This is a genomic window from Lysobacter sp. F60174L2, assembly GCF_052547135.1.
The window spans coordinates 283555-301609 of record NZ_JBQWRA010000002.1; the positions used below are offsets into that span (position 1 = coordinate 283555).

Sequence of the window (18055 nt, forward strand, 5' to 3'; positions counted from 1 at the left end):
GCCCGTTAACTTTCCCGGCCCCCGAGCCATTGCCGACCCCATGCAGCAGATCCGCAACTTCTCCATCATCGCCCACGTCGACCACGGCAAGTCGACCCTGGCCGACCGCATCATCCACCTGTGCGGCGGCCTGACCGAGCGCGAGATGGAAGCGCAGGTGCTCGACAACAATCCGATCGAGCGCGAGCGCGGCATCACCATCAAGTCGCAGTCGGTGTCGCTGCCGTACACCGCGCGCGACGGCAAGACCTACCAGCTCAACTTCATCGACACCCCCGGCCACGTCGACTTCAGCTACGAGGTCAGCCGCTCGCTGGCCGCCTGCGAGGGCGCGCTGCTGGTGGTCGACGCGGCGCAGGGCGTCGAGGCGCAGTCGGTCGCCAACTGCTACACCGCGGTCGAGCAGGGCCTGGAAGTGGTGCCGGTGCTCAACAAGATCGACCTGCCGACCGCCGACATCGACCGCGCCAAGGCCGAGATCGAGGCGGTGATCGGCATCGACGCCAGCGAGTCGGTCGCGATCAGTGCCAAGACCGGGCTCAACATCGAGGAGGTGCTGGAGGCGATCGTCGAGCGCATCCCGCCGCCGCAGCCGCGCGACACCGACAAGCTGCAGGCGCTGATCATCGACTCGTGGTTCGACAACTACCTTGGCGTGGTGTCGCTGGTGCGCGTCATGCAGGGCGAGATCACCCCGGGCAGCAAGATCCTGGTGATGTCGACCGGGCGCACCCACCTGGTCGACAAGGTCGGCGTGTTCACCCCCAAGCGCAAGGAGCTGGGCAAGCTCGGCGCGGGCGAGGTGGGCTGGATCAACGCCAGCATCAAGGACGTCCACGGCGCCCCGGTCGGCGACACCCTGACCCTGGCCGGCGACCCGGCGCCGAAGCCGTTGCCGGGTTTCCAGGAAATGCAGCCGCGCGTATTCGCCGGCCTGTTCCCGGTCGACGCCGAGGACTACCCGGACCTGCGCGAGGCGCTCGACAAGCTGCGCCTCAACGACGCCGCGCTGCGCTTCGAGCCGGAAAGCTCGGAGGCCATGGGCTTCGGCTTCCGCTGCGGCTTCCTCGGCATGCTGCACATGGAAATCGTGCAGGAGCGGCTGGAGCGCGAATACAACCTCGACCTCATCAGCACCGCGCCGACGGTGGTCTACGAGGTGCTCAGGACCGACGATTCCATCGTGATGATGGACAACCCGGCCAAGCTGCCGCAGGTCAACCTGGTCGAGGAGATCCGCGAGCCGATCATCCGCGCCAACATCCTCACCCCCGAGGAGTACATCGGCAACATCATCAAGCTGTGCGAGGAGAAGCGCGGCACCCAGCTGGGCATCAACTACATGGGCAGCCAGGTGCAGATCAGCTACGAGCTGCCGATGGCCGAGGTGGTGCTGGACTTCTTCGACAAGCTCAAGTCGGTCAGCCGCGGCTACGCCTCGCTGGACTACCACTTCGTGCGCTTCGAGGCCGGCCCGTTCGTGCGCGTAGACGTGCTGATCAACGGAGACAAGGTCGACGCGCTGTCGCTGATCGCCCACCGCAGCCACGCCGACCGCCGTGGCCGCGACCTGTGCGAGAAGATGAAGGACCTGATCCCGCGGCAGATGTTCGACGTCGCCATCCAGGCCGCGATCGGGTCGCAGATCATCGCCCGCACCACGGTCAAGGCGATGCGCAAGAACGTGCTTGCCAAGTGCTACGGTGGCGACATTTCGCGCAAGAAGAAGCTGCTGGAGAAGCAGAAGGCCGGCAAGAAGCGCATGAAGCAGGTCGGCAGCGTCGAGATCCCGCAGGAAGCCTTCCTGGCGGTGCTGCAGATGGACAACAAATAACAGTGTCGCCAGTCGATCAAAGGAGCAGGCATGCGTTGGTTTGAAATCGCCCTGGTGGTGCTCACCCTCGTCACCGGGCTGGTCTGGCTGCTCGACAAACTGGTCCTGGCCAAGCACCGTGCCGCCCACCAGGGCCTGCTCGACGACGATGCCGAGCCGTGGTACGTCGACTACGCCAAGGCGTTCTTCCCGGTGCTGCTGGTGGTGCTGATCCTGCGCAGCTTCATCGCCGAACCGTTTCGCATCCCGTCCAACTCGATGATGCCGACCCTGCTGACCGGCGACTTCATCCTGGTCAACAAGTTCGCCTACGGCCTGCGCTGGCCGATCATCAACAGGAAGTTCGTCGACATCGGCGAGCCCGAGCGCGGCGACGTGGTGGTGTTCCATCCGCCGCACCATCCCGAGCAGGACTGGATCAAGCGGGTCATGGGCCTGCCGGGCGACCGCATCGGCTATTACGACAACCAGGTCCACGTCAATGGCGAGCCGATCGGCTACGAGTCGCTGGGCATCTACCAGGGCCATGACAGCGGCATCGGCATGACCGGGGCCGAGGAACTGCGCGAGCAGCTCGCCGGCCGGCCACACCTCGTGCTCGAGCGGACGGGCGTCCCGTATCGCGATCCGGGTGAGGGCGAGTGGGTGGTCCCGCCCGGCCACTATTTCGTGATGGGCGACAATCGCGACAACAGTGAAGACAGCCGATACTGGGGTTTCCTGCCGGAGGAGAACCTCCGCGGCAAGGCGTTCCTGATCTGGATGAATATCGATGGGGGTATCGGTTTCTCCCGGATCGGCAAGAGCATCCAGTAGGATCCTGCAGCAGCACCTGTCGACCAGTCACCAGGGGAGTAAAGGCATGAAACGTGCACAAGGGGGCATGACCCTCATCGGGTTCATCATCGTGCTGGCCGTGGCCGGCGTGTTCATCTACATGGGGATGAAGGTGATCCCGATGTACTCGGAGTTCTATTCGGTCAAGGAGGCGCTGCATGGCCTTGCCGGTGAACCCGGCATTGCGAACAAGGATCCGGCCGAAATAAAGAAGCTGCTTTTCCGGCGGCTGGACATCAGCTATGCGGACACGGTCGAGCCCGGACACGTGAAGATCGCACGCAAGGACGCCGGCTACCTCGTGACGGTCAAGTACGAAGTGCGCGAGCCGCTCATCGCCAACCTTGATGTGGTCGGCAAGTTCGAGGCGGAAAAGGAACTGCGCCGCGGCGGGGCGATCGACTGACCGGTGGCTGACCGTATCGGCCATCCGTTCGTCCGGCCGGAGCTGCTGGCGCAGGCGTTGACCCATCGCAGCGCCGGCGCGCCGCACAACGAGCGGCTGGAGTTCCTTGGGGATGCGCTGGTCAACCTGTTCGCGGCCGAAGCGCTCTACGCCCGTTGGCCGCGCGCCGACGAAGGCGCCTTGACCCGGGCCCGTGCCGAGCTGGTGCGCGAATCCGCACTGGCACCGATCGGACGGGCGCTGGAACTGGGTGAACGCCTGACCCTCGGGCCGGGCGAAATGAAGTCCGGCGGGCATCGCCGCGATTCGATCCTGGCCGACGCGGTCGAGGCGGTGGTCGCGGCGATCTACCTCGACGCCGGCTTCGAGGCCTGTCGCGCCGTGGTCCTGCCCTGGTTCACCACCGCGATGGACGCGCTGCCGCCGCCGCACAAGGTCGGCAAGGACGCCAAGACCCGCCTGCAGGAATGGCTGCAGGGCCGGCAGAAGCCGCTGCCGGTCTACGAACTGATTGCCGAGAGCGGCGAGGACCACGCCAAGACCTTCCGGGTCAGTTGCACGCTGGCCGCCCCGGCGCTGGTCACCGAAGGCGAGGGCAACTCGCGCCGCGGCGCCGAACAGGCCGCCGCCGAGGCCGCGCTGGGCGCCATCGCCGCGCCGTAGCGCCTACAATCCCCGCATGACCCCAACCCCCCATCGCAGCGGCCACGTCGCCGTCATCGGCCGGCCCAACGTCGGCAAGTCGACCCTGACCAACGCCCTCGTCGGCGCCAAGATCAGTATCGTCTCGCCACGGCCGCAGACCACCCGCCATCGCCTGCTTGGCATCGCCACCTTTGCCGACGGCCAGCTGCTGCTGGTCGATACCCCCGGCCTGCACCGCGACCAGGGCAAGTCGACCGCGACCGCCATGCACCGCTGGATGAACCGGGCCGCCCGCGGCGCGCTCGAGGGCATCGACGCGGCCATGCTGGTGGTCCGCGCCGGCCAGTGGGATGAGGCCGACGACTTCGCCTACCAGGCCCTGCATCACGTCGGCGTGCCGGTGGTGCTGGTGGTCAACCAGGTCGACCGGCTCAAGGACAAGACCGCGCTGCTGCCGTATCTGGCCAGGGTCAGCGAAGGGCGCGAGTTCGCCGGTGTGCACCCGATCTCCGCGCTCAAGCGCAAGGGGCTCGAAGCGCTGACCAAGGACGTATTGGCGTTGCTGCCCGAGCAACCCGCGCTGTATGCCGAGGACGAGATCACCGACAAGAGCCAGCGCTTCCTCGCCGGTGAACTGGTCCGCGAACAGCTCATGCGCCAGCTTGGCGAGGAGCTGCCATACGCGACCACGGTCGAGATCGAGCGCTTCGTCGTCGATGGCCCGCTGCTGCGCATCGGCGCGGTGATCTGGGTCGAGCGCGACGGCCAGAAGTCGATCGTGATCGGCAAGGGCGGCGAGCGCCTGCGCGAGATCGGCACCAAGGCGCGACAGCAGATGGAGCGGTTGTTCGATTCCAAGGTGTTCCTGGAAACCTGGGTGCGCGTGCGCGAGGGCTGGTCGGACGACGAGGCCGCGCTACGCACGTTCGGGTACCACGACTAGGCGCCGATGCGCCTGGACAACGAGCCCGGCTTCGTCCTGCATGCGCGGGCCTGGCGCGAGACCAGCCTGCTGGTCGAGGTGCTGAGCGCCAACCATGGCCGTGTCGGCCTGCTGGCGCGCGGCCTGCGCGGACCGCGGAGCCACCCGTTGCGCGCCGCGCTGCAGCCATTGCAATCGATCCGCTTCGACGCCGTGCAGCGCGGCGAGCTTGCGCAGCTGCGCGCGGCCGAAGCGCTCGACGCCGCCCCGCGACTGGCCGGCGACGCGATGATGGCTGGCTTCTACCTCAACGAACTGACCCTGCGCCTGACCCAGCGCGACGACCCGCAACCCGATTTCTATACCGCCTATGCGCGCACCCGCGAACGCCTGCGTGCGGACGAGCCGCTGGCGTGGACGCTGCGCCGGTTCGAGCGCGACCTGCTGGATGCGCTCGGACTGGGATTCGAGTGGAGCGTCGATGGCGATGGCGAACCGATCGACCCGGCCGCGCGCTACCGGCTTGATCCCGAACATGGCCCACGGCGCGTGCTCAGCGACCGCGGCCAGGCGGATCGCAGCGGCGCGGCGACCGGTCGCGGGTTGATCGACCTGGGTGCCGACCGGCAACCGGATGACGCCGACCTGCCAGGATTGCGCCGGGTACTGCGCGGCGTGCTCGCGCATCACCTGGGCGCGCGCGGGTTGAAGTCCTGGGAGATGCTTGCCGGCCTGCCCAGGGCACCGTCTCCCGGATCGGCGGGGGATCAGGCGTAACCGGTTCCATCGTCGTTGCCGTCGGACTGGCGCAGGATATCGAGCGCGGCGCGGTCGAAGCGGTCCAGCGCATCGACGGCGTCGGGTTGCGATTGCAGCGCGCGGACGGTGTCGGCCAGCCGTGCGGCGCCGACAAAACCGCAACTCGCGCGCAGCTTGTGCAGCTCTCCCTGCATCGATTCGCGGTCGCCATCGCGGGCGCAGGCGAGGATCCGCTCGCGCGTGTGGGGCAGCTCGGCGATGAACAGCTGCCGCAGCGTGGCGACATGCGCCTGGTTGCCGTTGAGCGCGGCGGCAGCGGCGACGTCGTCCCAGGTCGGCTGGTTGCTGGCGATGGCGCGCGTTGAATCCGTCGACGCCCCGAACCCCAGCACAGCGCGCACGGCGGACTGGACCGCGGACGCCGGCAGCGGCTTGACCAGCACGTCGCGGAAGCCGGCGGCCAGCAGGGCTTCGCGCACCCCGGCGTCGTTGGATGCGGTGTGCGCCAGCGCCGGAATGCCGGGGTGCGCCTGACGCGCCCGTGCCAGCAGGTCGCGGCCGTCGCCGTCGGGCAGGTTGGCATCGAACAGCCACAGGTCGTACTGCCTGCCGCCCAGCAGGGCGAGCGCGCCGGCGAGGCTGTCGACCGCATCGACCTCGGCCGGGATCGCATGCAGCGCGGCGCTCAGGAACGCGCGGCTGGTCGGGTCGTCCTCGACCAGCAGGATGCGTGGCGAGGCCGGCGGGTCGGGCGGTGATTTCATCGGAAGATCCTTCCGGGCTCGGTATGCTGCGTCGATGTCGCGCCCGATTTTACGCCTGCTGCCGTCGTCCGCGTTGCTCGCATGCCTGATGCTGTCCGGTGTCGGGCAGGCGTTCGCCGCGCCGCGTTCGGCGACTGCGCACATCGACCGGGTGACCACCGCGGTCGCCACGCTGCACGATGTACGGGTCAGGCTTGCGTGGCCCGCGGACATGCCGCAGGGCGAACTTCGCCTGCAGGCGCGGCGGGTCGAGGCGCCGGACCTCGGCTACCGGTTTCGCGATCTCGACTGGCGTTGCCCATTGCAGCGTGATGCCAGCGGCGCGTGGCGGTGCGCCGGCGAGCTGCGCAGCGGCGGCGAACGCATGCGGCTGTCGGTCGAGCTGGGTGTCGCCACGACCGGGGCCAGCCTCGTGCGCGGCGCGAGCCGGATCGAGCTGCATCGCAACGCCACCACGCCCGACGCGACCCGCATCGACCTGACCCGGGTGCCCCTGGCGTGGACCCAGGCACTGCTGTCGCAGGTGTGGGCGTCCGGCCGAATCACCGACGGCACGTTCGACGCCGCCCTGAAGATCACCGCGGCCACGGATGAGCCGATCCGCGTTGCCGGTCCGCTGCGCATCGACGCGGCATCGTTCGACACCCCCGACGGAACCGTAGCGGGCGCCAACCTCGGCGCGCGCGTCGACGTCGATGCGCGCCTGGGCGAGCGCGACCGGTTCACCATCGATGGCCGCCTGCTCGGTGGCGAAGTGCTGTTCGGGACCACCTATGTATCGCTGCAGGAGCGCCAGGTCGAACTGCACCTGTCCGCGCTCCAGGAGGGGCAGGGCTGGACGCTTCCGCGCATCGGCTGGAATGACCGCGGCATCCTCGCGGTCGAAGGCAGTGCCGCGCTCGGCGCGCAGGCCGGGCTTCGCGCGCTCGACCTGCAACTGCGCGCGCCCGATCTCGCGCCCATGTCCGCAGCCTATCTGAGCGGCTGGCTCGGGCTGGCGGGGCTGGGCGACCTCGCGATCGACGGCGCCGCCGACGCGACCGTGCGGATCGGCGACGGAGAACTCGACGATGGCCTGCTGCGCCTGCACCAGGTCCGGCTGGACGACCCGCGCGGGCGATTCGCCTTCGACGGCATTGATGGTGACCTGGCGTTTTCGGGGGCCGCGCCGGTGTCCAGCGAGCTGCGCTGGCAGGGCGGTGACCTGTACGGGCTTGCGTTCGGGCCGAGCCGCCTGCCGTTCCGCAGCGCCGCGGGCGCGTTGCAACTGGCGGACGCGGTCGAGTTGCCACTGCTCGGTGGGATCGCGCGTTTCGACCATCTGCAGATCCGCCCGCCGGGGGGCGACGAATCGCTGGACGTGCGCTTCGGCCTGACCCTGGAGCGGCTCGACGTGGCCCAGCTGTCGCAGGCGCTGGACTGGCCGGCGTTCACCGGTGAACTCAGCGGCACGATTCCCGAGGCGCGCTATGCCGATGACCGGGTCGAGTTCGATGGCGGCCTGGCGATGCAACTGTTCGGCGGCGAGGTCGAGGTGACCCAGTTGTCGATGGAGCGGCCGTTCGGGGTGCTGCCGACGCTGTCGACCGACATCGCGTTCGACGATATCGACCTGGCCGCGCTGACCGGTGCATTCGACTTCGGCAGCATCAGCGGCAAGCTCGATGGCCGCATCGCCGACCTGCGCCTGGTCAACTGGCAGCCGGTCGCGTTCGATGCGCGACTCGACACCGACCGCCATCGCGGCGTGCGCCAGCGGATCAGCCAGCGCGCGGTGCAGGACCTGACGAGTGTCGGCAACGCGTCGATCGTCGGCAGCCTGCAGTCGCAGCTGATCGGGTTCTTCGACGACTTCGGCTATTCACGGATCGGCATCGCCTGCCGTCTGTCGGACGAGGTCTGTGCGATGGACGGCCTTGGTTCAGCGGGTGGGGGCTTTATTATCGTCGAAGGGTCCGGGCTGCCGCGGTTGACGGTGGTCGGGTACAACCGCCGGGTCGACTGGCCGACGCTGGTCGAGCGGCTCGCGGCGGTCGGTACGGGTGACGTGAAGCCGGTGGTCGAATAACCGGCCGCGCAGTCCTCCGTCCCGGAAAATTTCGGTCTTGAACAAGGGAGAAGTCGGATGCGTCGTTGGATGGGAGTTCCGGTCGCCGCGGTGATGGTCACGGCATGCGTCACGATCAACGTGTACTTCCCGGCCGCGGAGGCGAGGGAGGCGGCCCGCCAGTTCGTCGACAAGGTGATCGGCGAGGAGCCGCAGCCGTCGACGCCGGTCGAGGATGGCGAAGGTGGTCCGAGTGCGATGCTGGAGCCGGTGACGTTGCGGCAGCTGGCGTCGCGGGTCGATCTGTACTCGCTGGTCGGCATCGGCAGTGCGCATGCGCAGTCGCCGGACATCACGATCAAGACGCCGGCGATCCAGGCGATCCAGGCGCGGATGGCGTCGCGGTTCAATTCGACCCTGCGGGCGGGCTTCGATGCCGGTGCGCTGGGGTTCGCCAGTGACGGCACGATCGTGGTGCGCGATGCGTCGAAGCTGGAGTTGCGCGACCGGGTGAAGATCCAGCAGGCGGTGGCGGAGGACAATCGCGACCGCAATGCGGTGTATCGCGAGGTGGCGGTGGCCAATGGGCACCCGGAGTGGGAGTCGCAGATCCGCCAGGTGTTCGCGAAGCAGTGGATCGCCAGTGCGCGCAGTGACTGGTGGTACCAGAGCGGCGGTGGCTGGAAGCAGAAGTAGGCTGGTTCAGTCGCAGCAGCAACGGTAGCGGCGACAGCGACAGCAACAGCGACAGCAACAGCAACAGCGAGAAGCGGTGGCAGCGGGTGGGCTCCCGGCTTCGGGCGGGAGCGCCGCCCTGTCCGGGTGCTGCTGCGCCCACTCCATCGGGCCATCCATGGCCCGAGTCGGGGCCGTGCGCCATCCATGGCGCACTCTCCGCAGCACCCGGCCAGGACGCCGCGTCGCGGCTTGGGGGTGGTGGATTCAGTGTGTTGGAGTTCGGGTGCCAATCCGCACGACACCAAGGTAGCCGCGATCCTCGCTGGTGTAGGAGCGACGTAAGTCGCGACCCTCTGAACGCGTGAGGCACTTAGGAAATCGCGACTCACGTCGCTCCTACACGGGGCCGGTTCCCGGAGTCCTGGACATCCGGGGCAGGAGGTGGACGCCGGGGGAATTGCGTAAAAGCGGGCCATGGATGGCCCGCGGCCCGCCTCAGGACAGGGTGAGCGCAGACGGCTTGCGCGGCACTGCCGCGCGTCTGCGCGAACGCCCGGCGCGCTGCGCCGGGCCGGACCGTGGAGCGGGCCTGATGAAGGGCTGGAGCAATCCCCCGGCGGCCGCCTCCTGCGCGAGAAGTCCTCGACGAGCTCTGTGAACCACCTCATAGGGACCGCACACCCACCTCTGCGACAATACGCGGCCCTGAATAACCGTGTGTTGCCCGTGGCCCGAATCGACAAGACCCCGTTTGAAGCCGAAATCACCGGCATGACCCACGATGGCCGCGGCGTGGCCCGCCGGGCGTCGAAGGAACCGGGCGAGGCTGGCAAGGCGGTCTTCATCGCCGGGGCGTTGCCCGGAGAGCGGGTGATGGCGGTGCAGACCGGCCGCCATCGGAGCTTCGACGAGGCACGTGCAGTCGAGGTGCTGCATGCGGCGCCGGAGCGGGTCGAGCCGCGCTGCGAGCATTTCGGCGTGTGCGGAGGCTGCGCGCTGCAGCACTACGCGGAGGACAAGCAGATCCTCGCCAAGCAGAACGTGCTGCTGGAAAACCTCGAACGCATCGGCCACGTCACCCCTGAGCGCGTGCTGGAACCGCTGGTCGACGCCGCCTGGGGCTATCGCCGCAAGGGCCGGTTCTCGGTGCGCCGGGTCGAGAAGAAGGACAAGACCCTGGTGGGTTTCCGCGAGACCGATCCGCGTTTCGTCGCCGACATCGCGCGCTGCCATACGGTGATCCCGCAGATCGGTGAGAAGGTCGAGGCGTTGGCCTTGCTGGTCGACGGGCTGGAGGCACGCCGCGACATTCCGCAGATCGAGTTCATCGCCGGCGACCCGGTCGACGGGTTCAGTGGCATCGCGCTGACCATCCGCCACCTCTCGCCGTTGTCTGATGCGGATCGTGCCGCGCTGGTCGCGTTCGGGCAGCAGCACGGGTTCGCGATCTTCCTGCAGCCCGGCGGGCTCGACAGCGTGCATCCGCTGTGGCCGGCGGCGCCGAAGCTGGCGTTCTCGCTGCCGCAGTGGAACCTGGAGTTCGTGTTCCGTCCGCTCGACTTCATCCAGGTCAACGCAGGACTCAACGGCCGGATGATCGCCGATGCGATCGAGCTGCTCGACGCCGGCCCGGAAGAACGCGTGCTCGACCTGTTCTGTGGTCTCGGCAATTTCACCCTGCCGCTGGCGCGCTCGGTGCGCGAGGTGGTCGGCGTCGAGGGCGAGGCCGGTCTGGTCCAGCGCGCGCGGGAGAATGCCGCGCACAACGGTATTGGCAACGTGCAGTTCCACGCCGCCGACCTGGCGAAGGATCTCAGTGGCCAGTCGTGGATGCGCGAGGGCTTCGACAAGTTGCTGCTGGACCCGCCGCGCTCGGGCGCCGATTTCGTGCTGGCGCACCTGCCGCTGAAGCAGTTCAAGCGGATCGTCTACGTCAGCTGCCACCCGGCCTCGCTGGCGCGCGATGCCGGCTATCTGGTCAACGAGAAGGGCTGGAAGCTGAAGGCCGCCGGGGTGATGGACATGTTTCCGCACACCGCGCACGTGGAGTCGATCGCGATGTTCGAACCACGCTGAAACAGTCCCGCATTCACTCCTGATGTAGGAGCGACGTAAGTTGCGATAGCAGGCGATCCCGGGTGTCAGTGAGATCGCGACTTACGTCGCTCCTACAGAGAACCCGCACATGCCGATCGAAATCGAACGCAAGTTCCTGGTTACCTCCGACGCCTGGCGCGCCGCCGCACACGAGGTCGTGCCGATGGCGCAGGGGTACCTCAACGACCTCGCCGCAATGGACGTCGGCGCGATGAAGGCCTCGGTGCGCGTACGCATCGCCGGCGACGCGGCTTTCCTGAACCTCAAGTCGCGCGAGCTCGGCCACACCCGGCAGGAGTTCGATTACCCGATCCCGGTCGACGACGCCCGCGCGCTGCTGGCGTTGAGCGTCGGTGGGCTGGTCGACAAGCGCCGGCACTACGTCCAGTTCGAAGGCCACCTGTGGGAGGTCGACGAGTTCCTCGGCGACAACGCCGGGCTGGTGGTGGCGGAGATCGAACTGGCCGACGCCGACGAGGCATTCGCCCGGCCTGCCTGGCTTGGCGTCGAAGTCACCGACGAATCGCGGTACTACAACCTCGCCCTGGCGACGCGTCCGTTTGCGCAGTGGACCGCCGACGAGCGCAATCCGCCCCGACCAGGCCGCCAGGCGCAGCCCCTGTAGGAGCGACGTAAGTCGCGATAGAAAGCCGGCTCCCAACCCACTTCCCGATCGCGAAAATCCGTGCGCCGATTTCGACCGCGACAGGCCGCAGGGCAGCCCGACGGGACGCTGATCGCGACTCACGTCGCTCCTACACCGGGATCGGCCAACTGCGCGACAATGCGGCAGGCGCCCGTGCCCGAAGACAGTCCCTGGAGTCCACCATGCTCGTGATCGGCGTTGCCGGCACCGAACTCACCGCGCAGGAGCGCGACTGGCTGCAGCACGATGCCTGCGCCGGAGTGATCCTGTTCACCCGCAATTTCGCGTCGAAGGCGCAGGTCGCCGAACTGTCGCAGGCGATCCGCGAGGCCGCGCCGCGCCCGCAACTGATCTGCGTGGACCAGGAGGGCGGGCGGGTCCAGCGCTTCCGCGAGGGCTACAGTGCGCTGCCTGCGCTGGAGAGTTTCGGCGGGTGCTACGCGCAGGATCCCGCGGCCGCGCTCAAGCTCGCCGAAGAGCACGCCTGGCTGATGGCCAGCGAGATCAAGGCCAGCGGCGTCGACCTCAGCTTCGCACCCGTGGTCGACCTCGGCCGCGGCAACCGCGCGATCGGCAACCGCGCATTCTCGGAAGACCCGCAGGTGGTCGCCGGGTTCACCCGCGCCTACGTGCGCGGCATGCACGCCGCGGGCATGGCGGCGACGCTCAAGCATTTCCCCGGCCACGGCTCGGTGCTGGAAGACACCCATTTCGACGACGCGATCGACCGGCGCCCGCTGGACGAGATCCGTGCGCTCGACCTGGTGCCGTTCGTCGCCGGCATCGAGGCCGGGGCCGACGCGGTGATGATGGCGCACGTGGTCTATCCCGAAGTCGCGCCGGAACCGGCCGGCTACTCGAAGCGCTGGATCGGGGAGATCTTGCGCGCGGAGATGGGCTTCCGCGGCGTGGTCTTCAGCGACGACATCGGCATGGCCGCGGCGTTCTCCGCCGGCGGCATCAAGCAGCGCGTAGACCTGCACCTGGACGCCGGCTGCGACGTGGTGCTGGTCTGCCATCCGGAGCTGGTCGAGGAATCGCTGAAAGCCGTGGAGGGCCGCACGCTCAACACGATTGCGCTGGCCGGCTTGATCGGCCGCGGCCCGATGGGCTGGGACGGCCTGCTGGCCGACAGCCGCTACGGCGACAGCCGCGGCCGGCTGGAGGGCATGGCCTGATGACGCAGGACGAATCCACCATGAGCCTGCAGCAGGCGCTCGCCAACTCCGACGTGATCCACGACCGGGCGACGCTCGACCGGGCGATCGCGGCGATGGCGAAACAGGTGCATGCCGATTACGCGAACGGCAGCGTGCCGGTCTACCTGACGGTCATGCACGGCGGCCTGCCGTTTGCCGGGCAACTGGCAATGGAAGTCGGGGCACTCGGCCTCGACCTCGAATTCGATTACCTGCATGCCAGCCGCTATCGCGGCGCGACCTCCGGCGGCGAGCTGGTCTGGAAGCATCGCCCGGCCACCTCCCTGCAGGGACGACGCGTGTTGCTGGCCGACGACATCCTCGACGAGGGCCACACCATGGTGGCGATCACCGCCTGGTGCCTGGAGCAGGGCGCTACCGACGTGCGCATCGCGGTGCTGGCGGTGAAGCGGCACGAGCGCTGCGTGCCGGGGATGTGCGCGGACTACGTCGGCGTCGAGGTGCCGGACCGCTACGTGTTCGGCTACGGCATGGATTACCACGAGCAGGGACGCAACCTGCCCGCCATCTACGCGCTGAAGGACTGATCCCATGGGCGATGCGATCGCACTGGCCGTCATCGGCGGCACCGGCATCTACCAGCTGGCCGAGCTGCAGGATGTCGAAACCCACCAGCCGGTGACCCACTTCGGTGCGCCGTCCGGGCCGATCCGCGTGGGCACGCTCGACGGGCGTCGCGTGGCGTTCCTGGCCCGCCATGGCGAGGGCCACTCGCTGCCGCCGCACCAGATCAACTACCGCGCCAACCTCGCCGCGTTGAAGGCGGTCGGCGCGCAACGCGTGCTCGCGCTCAATACCGTCGGCGGCATCACCGGACGCTTCGGTCCGCGCGTCCTCGGTTGTCCCGACCAGCTCATCGACTACACCTGGGGCCGCATCTCGACGATCTGCGAGGAGCCCGGCAGCGAAGTCATCCACGTCGACTTCGGCGAACCCTACACCGGCTCGCTGCGCACCGCGGTCATGGCCGCCGCGGCCGACGCCGGTGTCGAACTGGTCGACGGCGGGTGCTACGGCGCAACCCAGGGTCCACGGCTGGAAACCCGCGCCGAAATCGCGCGGATGCGGCGCGACGGTTGCGACCTGGTCGGCATGACCGGCATGCCCGAAGCCGGTCTCGCACGCGAGATGGGCCTCGATTACGCATGCCTTGCAATCGTCGCCAACTGGGCCGCCGGTGCCGGTCCGGACCCCGACGAGGTGATCACCCTGCAGGACGTGCTCGACAACGTCGCCGCGGCCTCATCCGGCCTCCCCGGGCTGCTGCGCGCGCTGTTAAGGCGCGAAATTGCGGACTAAACACGTCAACGCGATTGTCAAGCGGCCGTTCAGTTTGCATACTCGGGCGGCGTCCGCCTTTTCCCCCGCAGCGCGACGCGACAACGAATCCAGCATGAGGTTTTTCAGGATATGACGTACGGCACCGTGAAATGGTTCAACGATGCGAAGGGCTTCGGCTTCATTTCGCCCGAAGATGGCAGCGCGGACGTGTTCGCACATTTTTCCGCGATCAACGCCAAGGGCTTCCGCAGCCTGCAGGAAGGCCAGCGTGTCAGCTACGAGCTGACCCAGGGCCCGAAGGGCGCGCAGGCGTCCGATATCACGCCGGTCGAGTGACCCGCCGGCAGGGTTGAAGAGCCCCGCTCCGGCGGGGCTTTTTTTATGTCGCGGGCGCGCGGAAACGCGCCGCCGGGCGCCGGTGCTAGATTCATGCGGTCATCCATGCGGAGCCGGCCATGAACCCACCGCGGATCGGGAATCCGGGCGTCGAGACGCAGCAGTTCGAAACCCACGAGGTCGAAAACCAGCCGCCCGACTTTGCGCCACGCGACCTGTGGGCCGACGACATCGTCCTGCGCGAGGCGATGCGACGCGAGGGCGCCGGCGAATTTGCCGGGCGCGTCGCGACCTACGGCGCGCTGGCCGGCAGCGCCTTGTACGAGCTGTCCTTCGACGCCCACCGGGACCGCCCGAGGCTGCGCAGCCACGACGCGCAGGGCCATCGCATCGACCGGGTCGAGTTCCACCCGAACTACCACGCGTTGATGCGGGCGGCGATCGAGCACGGCGTCGCGGGCCTGAGCTGGCGCGACCCGGCGCCCGGCGCGCATGTCGCGCGCGCCGCGCTGAGCTATCTGCACCACCAGGTCGAGCCCGGCACCAGTTGCCCGCTGACCATGACCCACGCGGCGGTGCCGGTGCTGCGGCGCGAGCCGGCGCTGGCCGAGTGGGCGGACAAGGCCGCCGCACCGCATTACGACCCGCGCGAGGTGGCGATCGTCGACAAGCCCGGCGTCACCCTCGGCATGGGCATGACCGAGAAGCAGGGCGGCAGCGACGTGCGCGCCAACACCACCACCGCGACGCCGCTTGAGGGCGATGGCGAGTACCGCCTGGTCGGGCACAAGTGGTTCTTCTCCGCGCCGATGAGCGACGGCTTCCTGGTGCTGGCGCAGGCACCCGGCGGGCTGACCTGCCTGCTGATGCCGCGCCGCCTGCCCGATGGCCGGAAGAACGCGTTCCGGCTGGTCCGACTGAAGGACAAGCTCGGCGACTGGTCCAACGCCTCGTCCGAGGTCGAGTTCTGTGGCGCCTGGGCCCGACGCATCGGCGAGGAGGGGCGCGGCATCGCCACCATCCTCGAAATGGTGATGCTGACCCGGCTGGACTGCATGCTCGGTGCCGCCGCGCAGGTGCGGATGGCGCTGGCCCATGCGATCCACCATTGCCGCCACCGTCGCGCATTCGGCAGGCCGTTGGTGGAGCAGCCGTTGATGCGCAACCTGCTGGCCGATCTCGCGATCGAAGCGGAGGCGGCATTGGCGCTGTCGATGCGGGTGGCGCGCGCGGTCGACGCGTCACCGCATGATCCGGCCGAGGCGGCGCTGGCGCGGGTCGCGACCGCCGTCGGCAAGTACTGGTTGTGCCGGCGCGCACCGGCCCTGGTCAACGAGGCTCAGGAATGCCTCGGCGGAAACGGCTACATCGAGGAATCGATCCTGCCGCGGCTGTATCGCCAGGCGCCGCTCAATTCGATCTGGGAAGGCAGCGGCAACATCCAGTGCCTGGACGTGCTGCGCGCGCTGGCGAAGGAGCCCGGTACCGGTGCGGCCCTGTGGACGGCGCTGCAGGAGGCCGGCGCTGGCCACCCCGCGCACGCGGCTGCGGTCGAGCACCTGCGCGGGCCGTTGCATGGCGAGACGCGCATCGACGAAGCCGGCGCGCGCCGTTTCGTCGAATCGCTGGCGCTGGCGTTGCAAGGCAGCGTGCTGCTGGCCGCGGACAGCCCGGCGGCCGATGTGTTCTGCCGCTCGCGGCTGGGTGGCGAGCATGGCCTGGCGATGGGTACGCTTCCGCCCGACCTGCCGTTCGACGACATGATCGAGCGGGCGCTGCCGCCCGCGGGCTGACGCTCAGTCCAGGAACTGCAGCTTCGCCAGCTCCGCGTACAGGCCGCCCTCGGCCAGCAATTGTGCATGCGTGCCCTCGGCGACGATCCGGCCGCGGTCCATCACCACGATCCGGTCGGCCTTCAGCACGGTCGCCAGCCGGTGCGCGATCACCAGCGTGGTGCGGCCTTCCATCAGCGTTTCCAGTGCCTGCTGCACGGCGCGCTCGCTCTGTGCATCGAGCGCGCTGGTGGCCTCGTCGAGCAGCAGGATCGGCGCGTCCTTGAGCAGTGCTCGGGCGATCGCGACGCGTTGCTGCTGCCCGCCCGACAGGCGTGCGCCGCGTTCGCCCAGTTCGGTGTCGAGGCCTTGCGGCAAGGCGTCGATGAAGTCGGTCGCGTGGGCAGCGTGGACCGCCGCCTCGACCTCGGCGTCGGTGGCTTCGAGCCGGCCGTAGCGGATGTTGTCGCGGGCACTGGTGGCGAAGATCGTCGCCTGTTGCGGGACCAGGGCGATGGCGTCGCGCAGGTCGGCCAACGCGAGCGCGCGGATGTCGTTGCCGTCGACCCGCAGCGTGCCCGACTGCGGATCGTGGAAGCGCAGCAGCAGCGAGAACACGGTGCTCTTGCCGGCGCCCGAGGGGCCGACCAGCGCGACGGTTTCGCCCGGCGCCACCCGCAGGTCGAAGGCTTCCAGCGCCGGCAGCTCGGGGCGCAGCGGGTAGTGGAAGGTGACGTTGTCGAAACCCAGCTCGCCACGCACCGGCAAGGCCAGCGGTTGCGGCTGCGCCGGCGATTCCACGGTGGGGGACTCGACCAGCAGTTCGGTGATCCGGCCCATGCCGCCGGCCGCGCGCTGCAACTCGTTCCAGACTTCGGCCAGCGCGCCGACCGAACCGCCGCCGATCAACGCGTACAGCACGAACTGGCCGAGCGCACCCGCGCTCATCCGGCCGTCGACCACGTCGTGCGCGCCGGACCACAACACCAGCGTGATCGCGCCGAACACCAGCACGATCGCGATCGCGGTAACCCAGGCCTGGGCGCGGATGCGCTTGCGGGCGGTCGCCACCGCGACCTTGAGCGCCTCGGCAAAGCGGCCCAGCTCGTAGGGCTCGCGCGCATTCGCCTGCACCGTGCGCACCGCGCCGAGGGTCTCGTTGGCCAGCGCGTTGGCATCGGCGACCCGGTCCTGGCTGTCGCGCGAGATCTTCTGCAACCGGCGCCCGCCCAGCACGATCGGCAACACCGCCAGCGGAATGCCGATCAGCGCATAGGCGGCCAGGTGCGGGCTGGTCACGAACAGCATCACGATGCTGCCGACGAAGGTCACCGTGCTGCGCAGCGCCACCGACATGCTGGTGGCGATCACCCCGCGCAACAGCTCGGCGTCGGCGGTCAGGCGCGACACCAGCTCGCCGCTGCGGTTGCGGTCGTGGAAGCCGGCGTCGAGGCCGATCAGGTGCGAGTACAGCTGGCCGCGCAGGTCGGCCACCACGCGCTCGCCCAGCAGCGAGACGAAATAGAACCGCGCCGCGGTCGCCAGCGCCAACGCCACGGCGACGACGAACAGCAATACGAATGCGCGGTCGATCGCGCCGCCGCCGCCCTGGCTGAAGCCCTGGTCGATCATGATCCGGAACGCGAATGGCAGGCTCAGCGTCGCGCTCGAGGAGCAGGCCAGCGCCAGCAGCCAGGCCACGAACAAGCCATTGTGCCGGCGCACGAACGGCCACAGGGTGCGCAGGCTGCCGATCGGTGCCTTGGCGGTCGAGGACGAGGGATTTTCGGATTCGGACGGTGCGGTCATCG

Annotated in this window: 17 protein-coding genes; 15 read left to right on the forward strand and 2 right to left on the reverse strand. The window is 68.8% G+C overall.

Annotated elements, in window-relative coordinates:
• Positions 1-40: 40 nt before the first annotated feature.
• From lepA to recO, 6 genes are read left to right on the forward strand one after another with little or no spacing between them, the layout of a single operon-like run.
• Positions 41-1834 carry a translation elongation factor 4 gene (gene lepA / locus ACT9AS_RS06470; RefSeq protein WP_445099300.1) on the forward strand — a complete coding sequence of 598 codons (1794 nt, stop codon included), beginning with the start codon at positions 41-43 and terminating at the stop codon, positions 1832-1834.
• 30 nt (positions 1835-1864) lie between these two features.
• Entirely contained in the window at positions 1865-2650 is a 786-nt protein-coding gene (gene lepB / locus ACT9AS_RS06475; RefSeq protein WP_445099301.1) for a signal peptidase I, read from the forward strand.
• Positions 2651-2696: 46 nt separating this feature from the next.
• A complete protein-coding gene (locus tag ACT9AS_RS06480) occupies positions 2697-3077 on the forward strand; it encodes a DUF4845 domain-containing protein (RefSeq protein WP_445099302.1) in 381 nt (126 codons plus the stop codon).
• A 3-nt stretch (positions 3078-3080) separates the two neighbouring features.
• Positions 3081-3740: a ribonuclease III gene (gene rnc / locus ACT9AS_RS06485; RefSeq protein ID WP_445099303.1), complete on the forward strand. Its 660-nt coding sequence runs from the start codon at positions 3081-3083 to the stop codon at positions 3738-3740.
• 16 nt (positions 3741-3756) lie between these two features.
• Complete coding sequence (gene era / locus ACT9AS_RS06490; protein WP_445099304.1) at positions 3757-4665, forward strand: GTPase Era; 909 nt, start codon at positions 3757-3759, stop codon at positions 4663-4665.
• A gap of 6 nt (positions 4666-4671) precedes the next feature.
• Positions 4672-5421, forward strand: a complete 750-nt coding sequence (gene recO, locus ACT9AS_RS06495; RefSeq protein ID WP_445099305.1) for a DNA repair protein RecO — start codon at positions 4672-4674, stop codon at positions 5419-5421.
• On the opposite strand, the gene ACT9AS_RS06500 is transcribed toward recO, so the two are convergent.
• Positions 5412-6167, reverse strand: coding sequence for a response regulator (locus ACT9AS_RS06500; RefSeq protein ID WP_445099306.1), 756 nt, complete (start codon positions 6165-6167; stop codon positions 5412-5414). The two genes, recO and ACT9AS_RS06500, sit on opposite strands and share 10 nt — an antisense overlap.
• A 34-nt stretch (positions 6168-6201) precedes the next feature.
• Between ACT9AS_RS06500 and ACT9AS_RS06505 the strand changes: the two genes are divergently transcribed.
• From ACT9AS_RS06505 to ACT9AS_RS06545, 9 genes are all read left to right on the forward strand, one after another.
• Entirely contained in the window at positions 6202-8235 is a 2034-nt protein-coding gene (locus tag ACT9AS_RS06505; RefSeq protein WP_445099307.1) for a hypothetical protein, read from the forward strand.
• A gap of 57 nt (positions 8236-8292) precedes the next feature.
• A complete protein-coding gene (locus tag ACT9AS_RS06510) occupies positions 8293-8910 on the forward strand; it encodes a DUF1318 domain-containing protein (RefSeq protein ID WP_445099308.1) in 618 nt (205 codons plus the stop codon).
• A 699-nt stretch (positions 8911-9609) separates the two neighbouring features.
• Positions 9610-10968 (forward strand): 23S rRNA (uracil(1939)-C(5))-methyltransferase RlmD, encoded by a 1359-nt coding sequence (rlmD, locus tag ACT9AS_RS06515; RefSeq protein WP_445099309.1) that lies wholly within the window; start codon positions 9610-9612, stop codon positions 10966-10968.
• A gap of 109 nt (positions 10969-11077) precedes the next feature.
• Positions 11078-11614 carry a CYTH domain-containing protein gene (locus ACT9AS_RS06520; RefSeq protein ID WP_445099310.1) on the forward strand — a complete coding sequence of 179 codons (537 nt, stop codon included), beginning with the start codon at positions 11078-11080 and terminating at the stop codon, positions 11612-11614.
• A 203-nt stretch (positions 11615-11817) separates the two neighbouring features.
• Positions 11818-12813 (forward strand): beta-N-acetylhexosaminidase, encoded by a 996-nt coding sequence (gene nagZ / locus ACT9AS_RS06525; RefSeq protein ID WP_445099311.1) that lies wholly within the window; start codon positions 11818-11820, stop codon positions 12811-12813.
• A complete protein-coding gene (locus ACT9AS_RS06530; protein ID WP_445099312.1) occupies positions 12813-13382 on the forward strand; it encodes a hypoxanthine-guanine phosphoribosyltransferase in 570 nt (189 codons plus the stop codon). The genes nagZ and ACT9AS_RS06530 overlap by 1 nt, the downstream gene beginning before the upstream one ends.
• Before the next feature lie 4 nt (positions 13383-13386).
• Positions 13387-14154, forward strand: coding sequence for an S-methyl-5'-thioinosine phosphorylase (locus ACT9AS_RS06535; protein WP_445099313.1), 768 nt, complete (start codon positions 13387-13389; stop codon positions 14152-14154).
• 111 nt (positions 14155-14265) lie between these two features.
• A complete protein-coding gene (locus tag ACT9AS_RS06540; RefSeq protein WP_445099314.1) occupies positions 14266-14472 on the forward strand; it encodes a cold shock domain-containing protein in 207 nt (68 codons plus the stop codon).
• Between the two features lie 119 nt (positions 14473-14591).
• Complete coding sequence (locus ACT9AS_RS06545) at positions 14592-16265, forward strand: acyl-CoA dehydrogenase family protein (RefSeq protein WP_445099315.1); 1674 nt, start codon at positions 14592-14594, stop codon at positions 16263-16265.
• Positions 16266-16268: 3 nt separating this feature from the next.
• On the opposite strand, the gene ACT9AS_RS06550 is transcribed toward ACT9AS_RS06545, so the two are convergent.
• Complete coding sequence (locus ACT9AS_RS06550) at positions 16269-18053, reverse strand: ABC transporter transmembrane domain-containing protein (protein WP_445099316.1); 1785 nt, start codon at positions 18051-18053, stop codon at positions 16269-16271.
• Between the last annotated feature and the right edge of the window lie 2 nt (positions 18054-18055).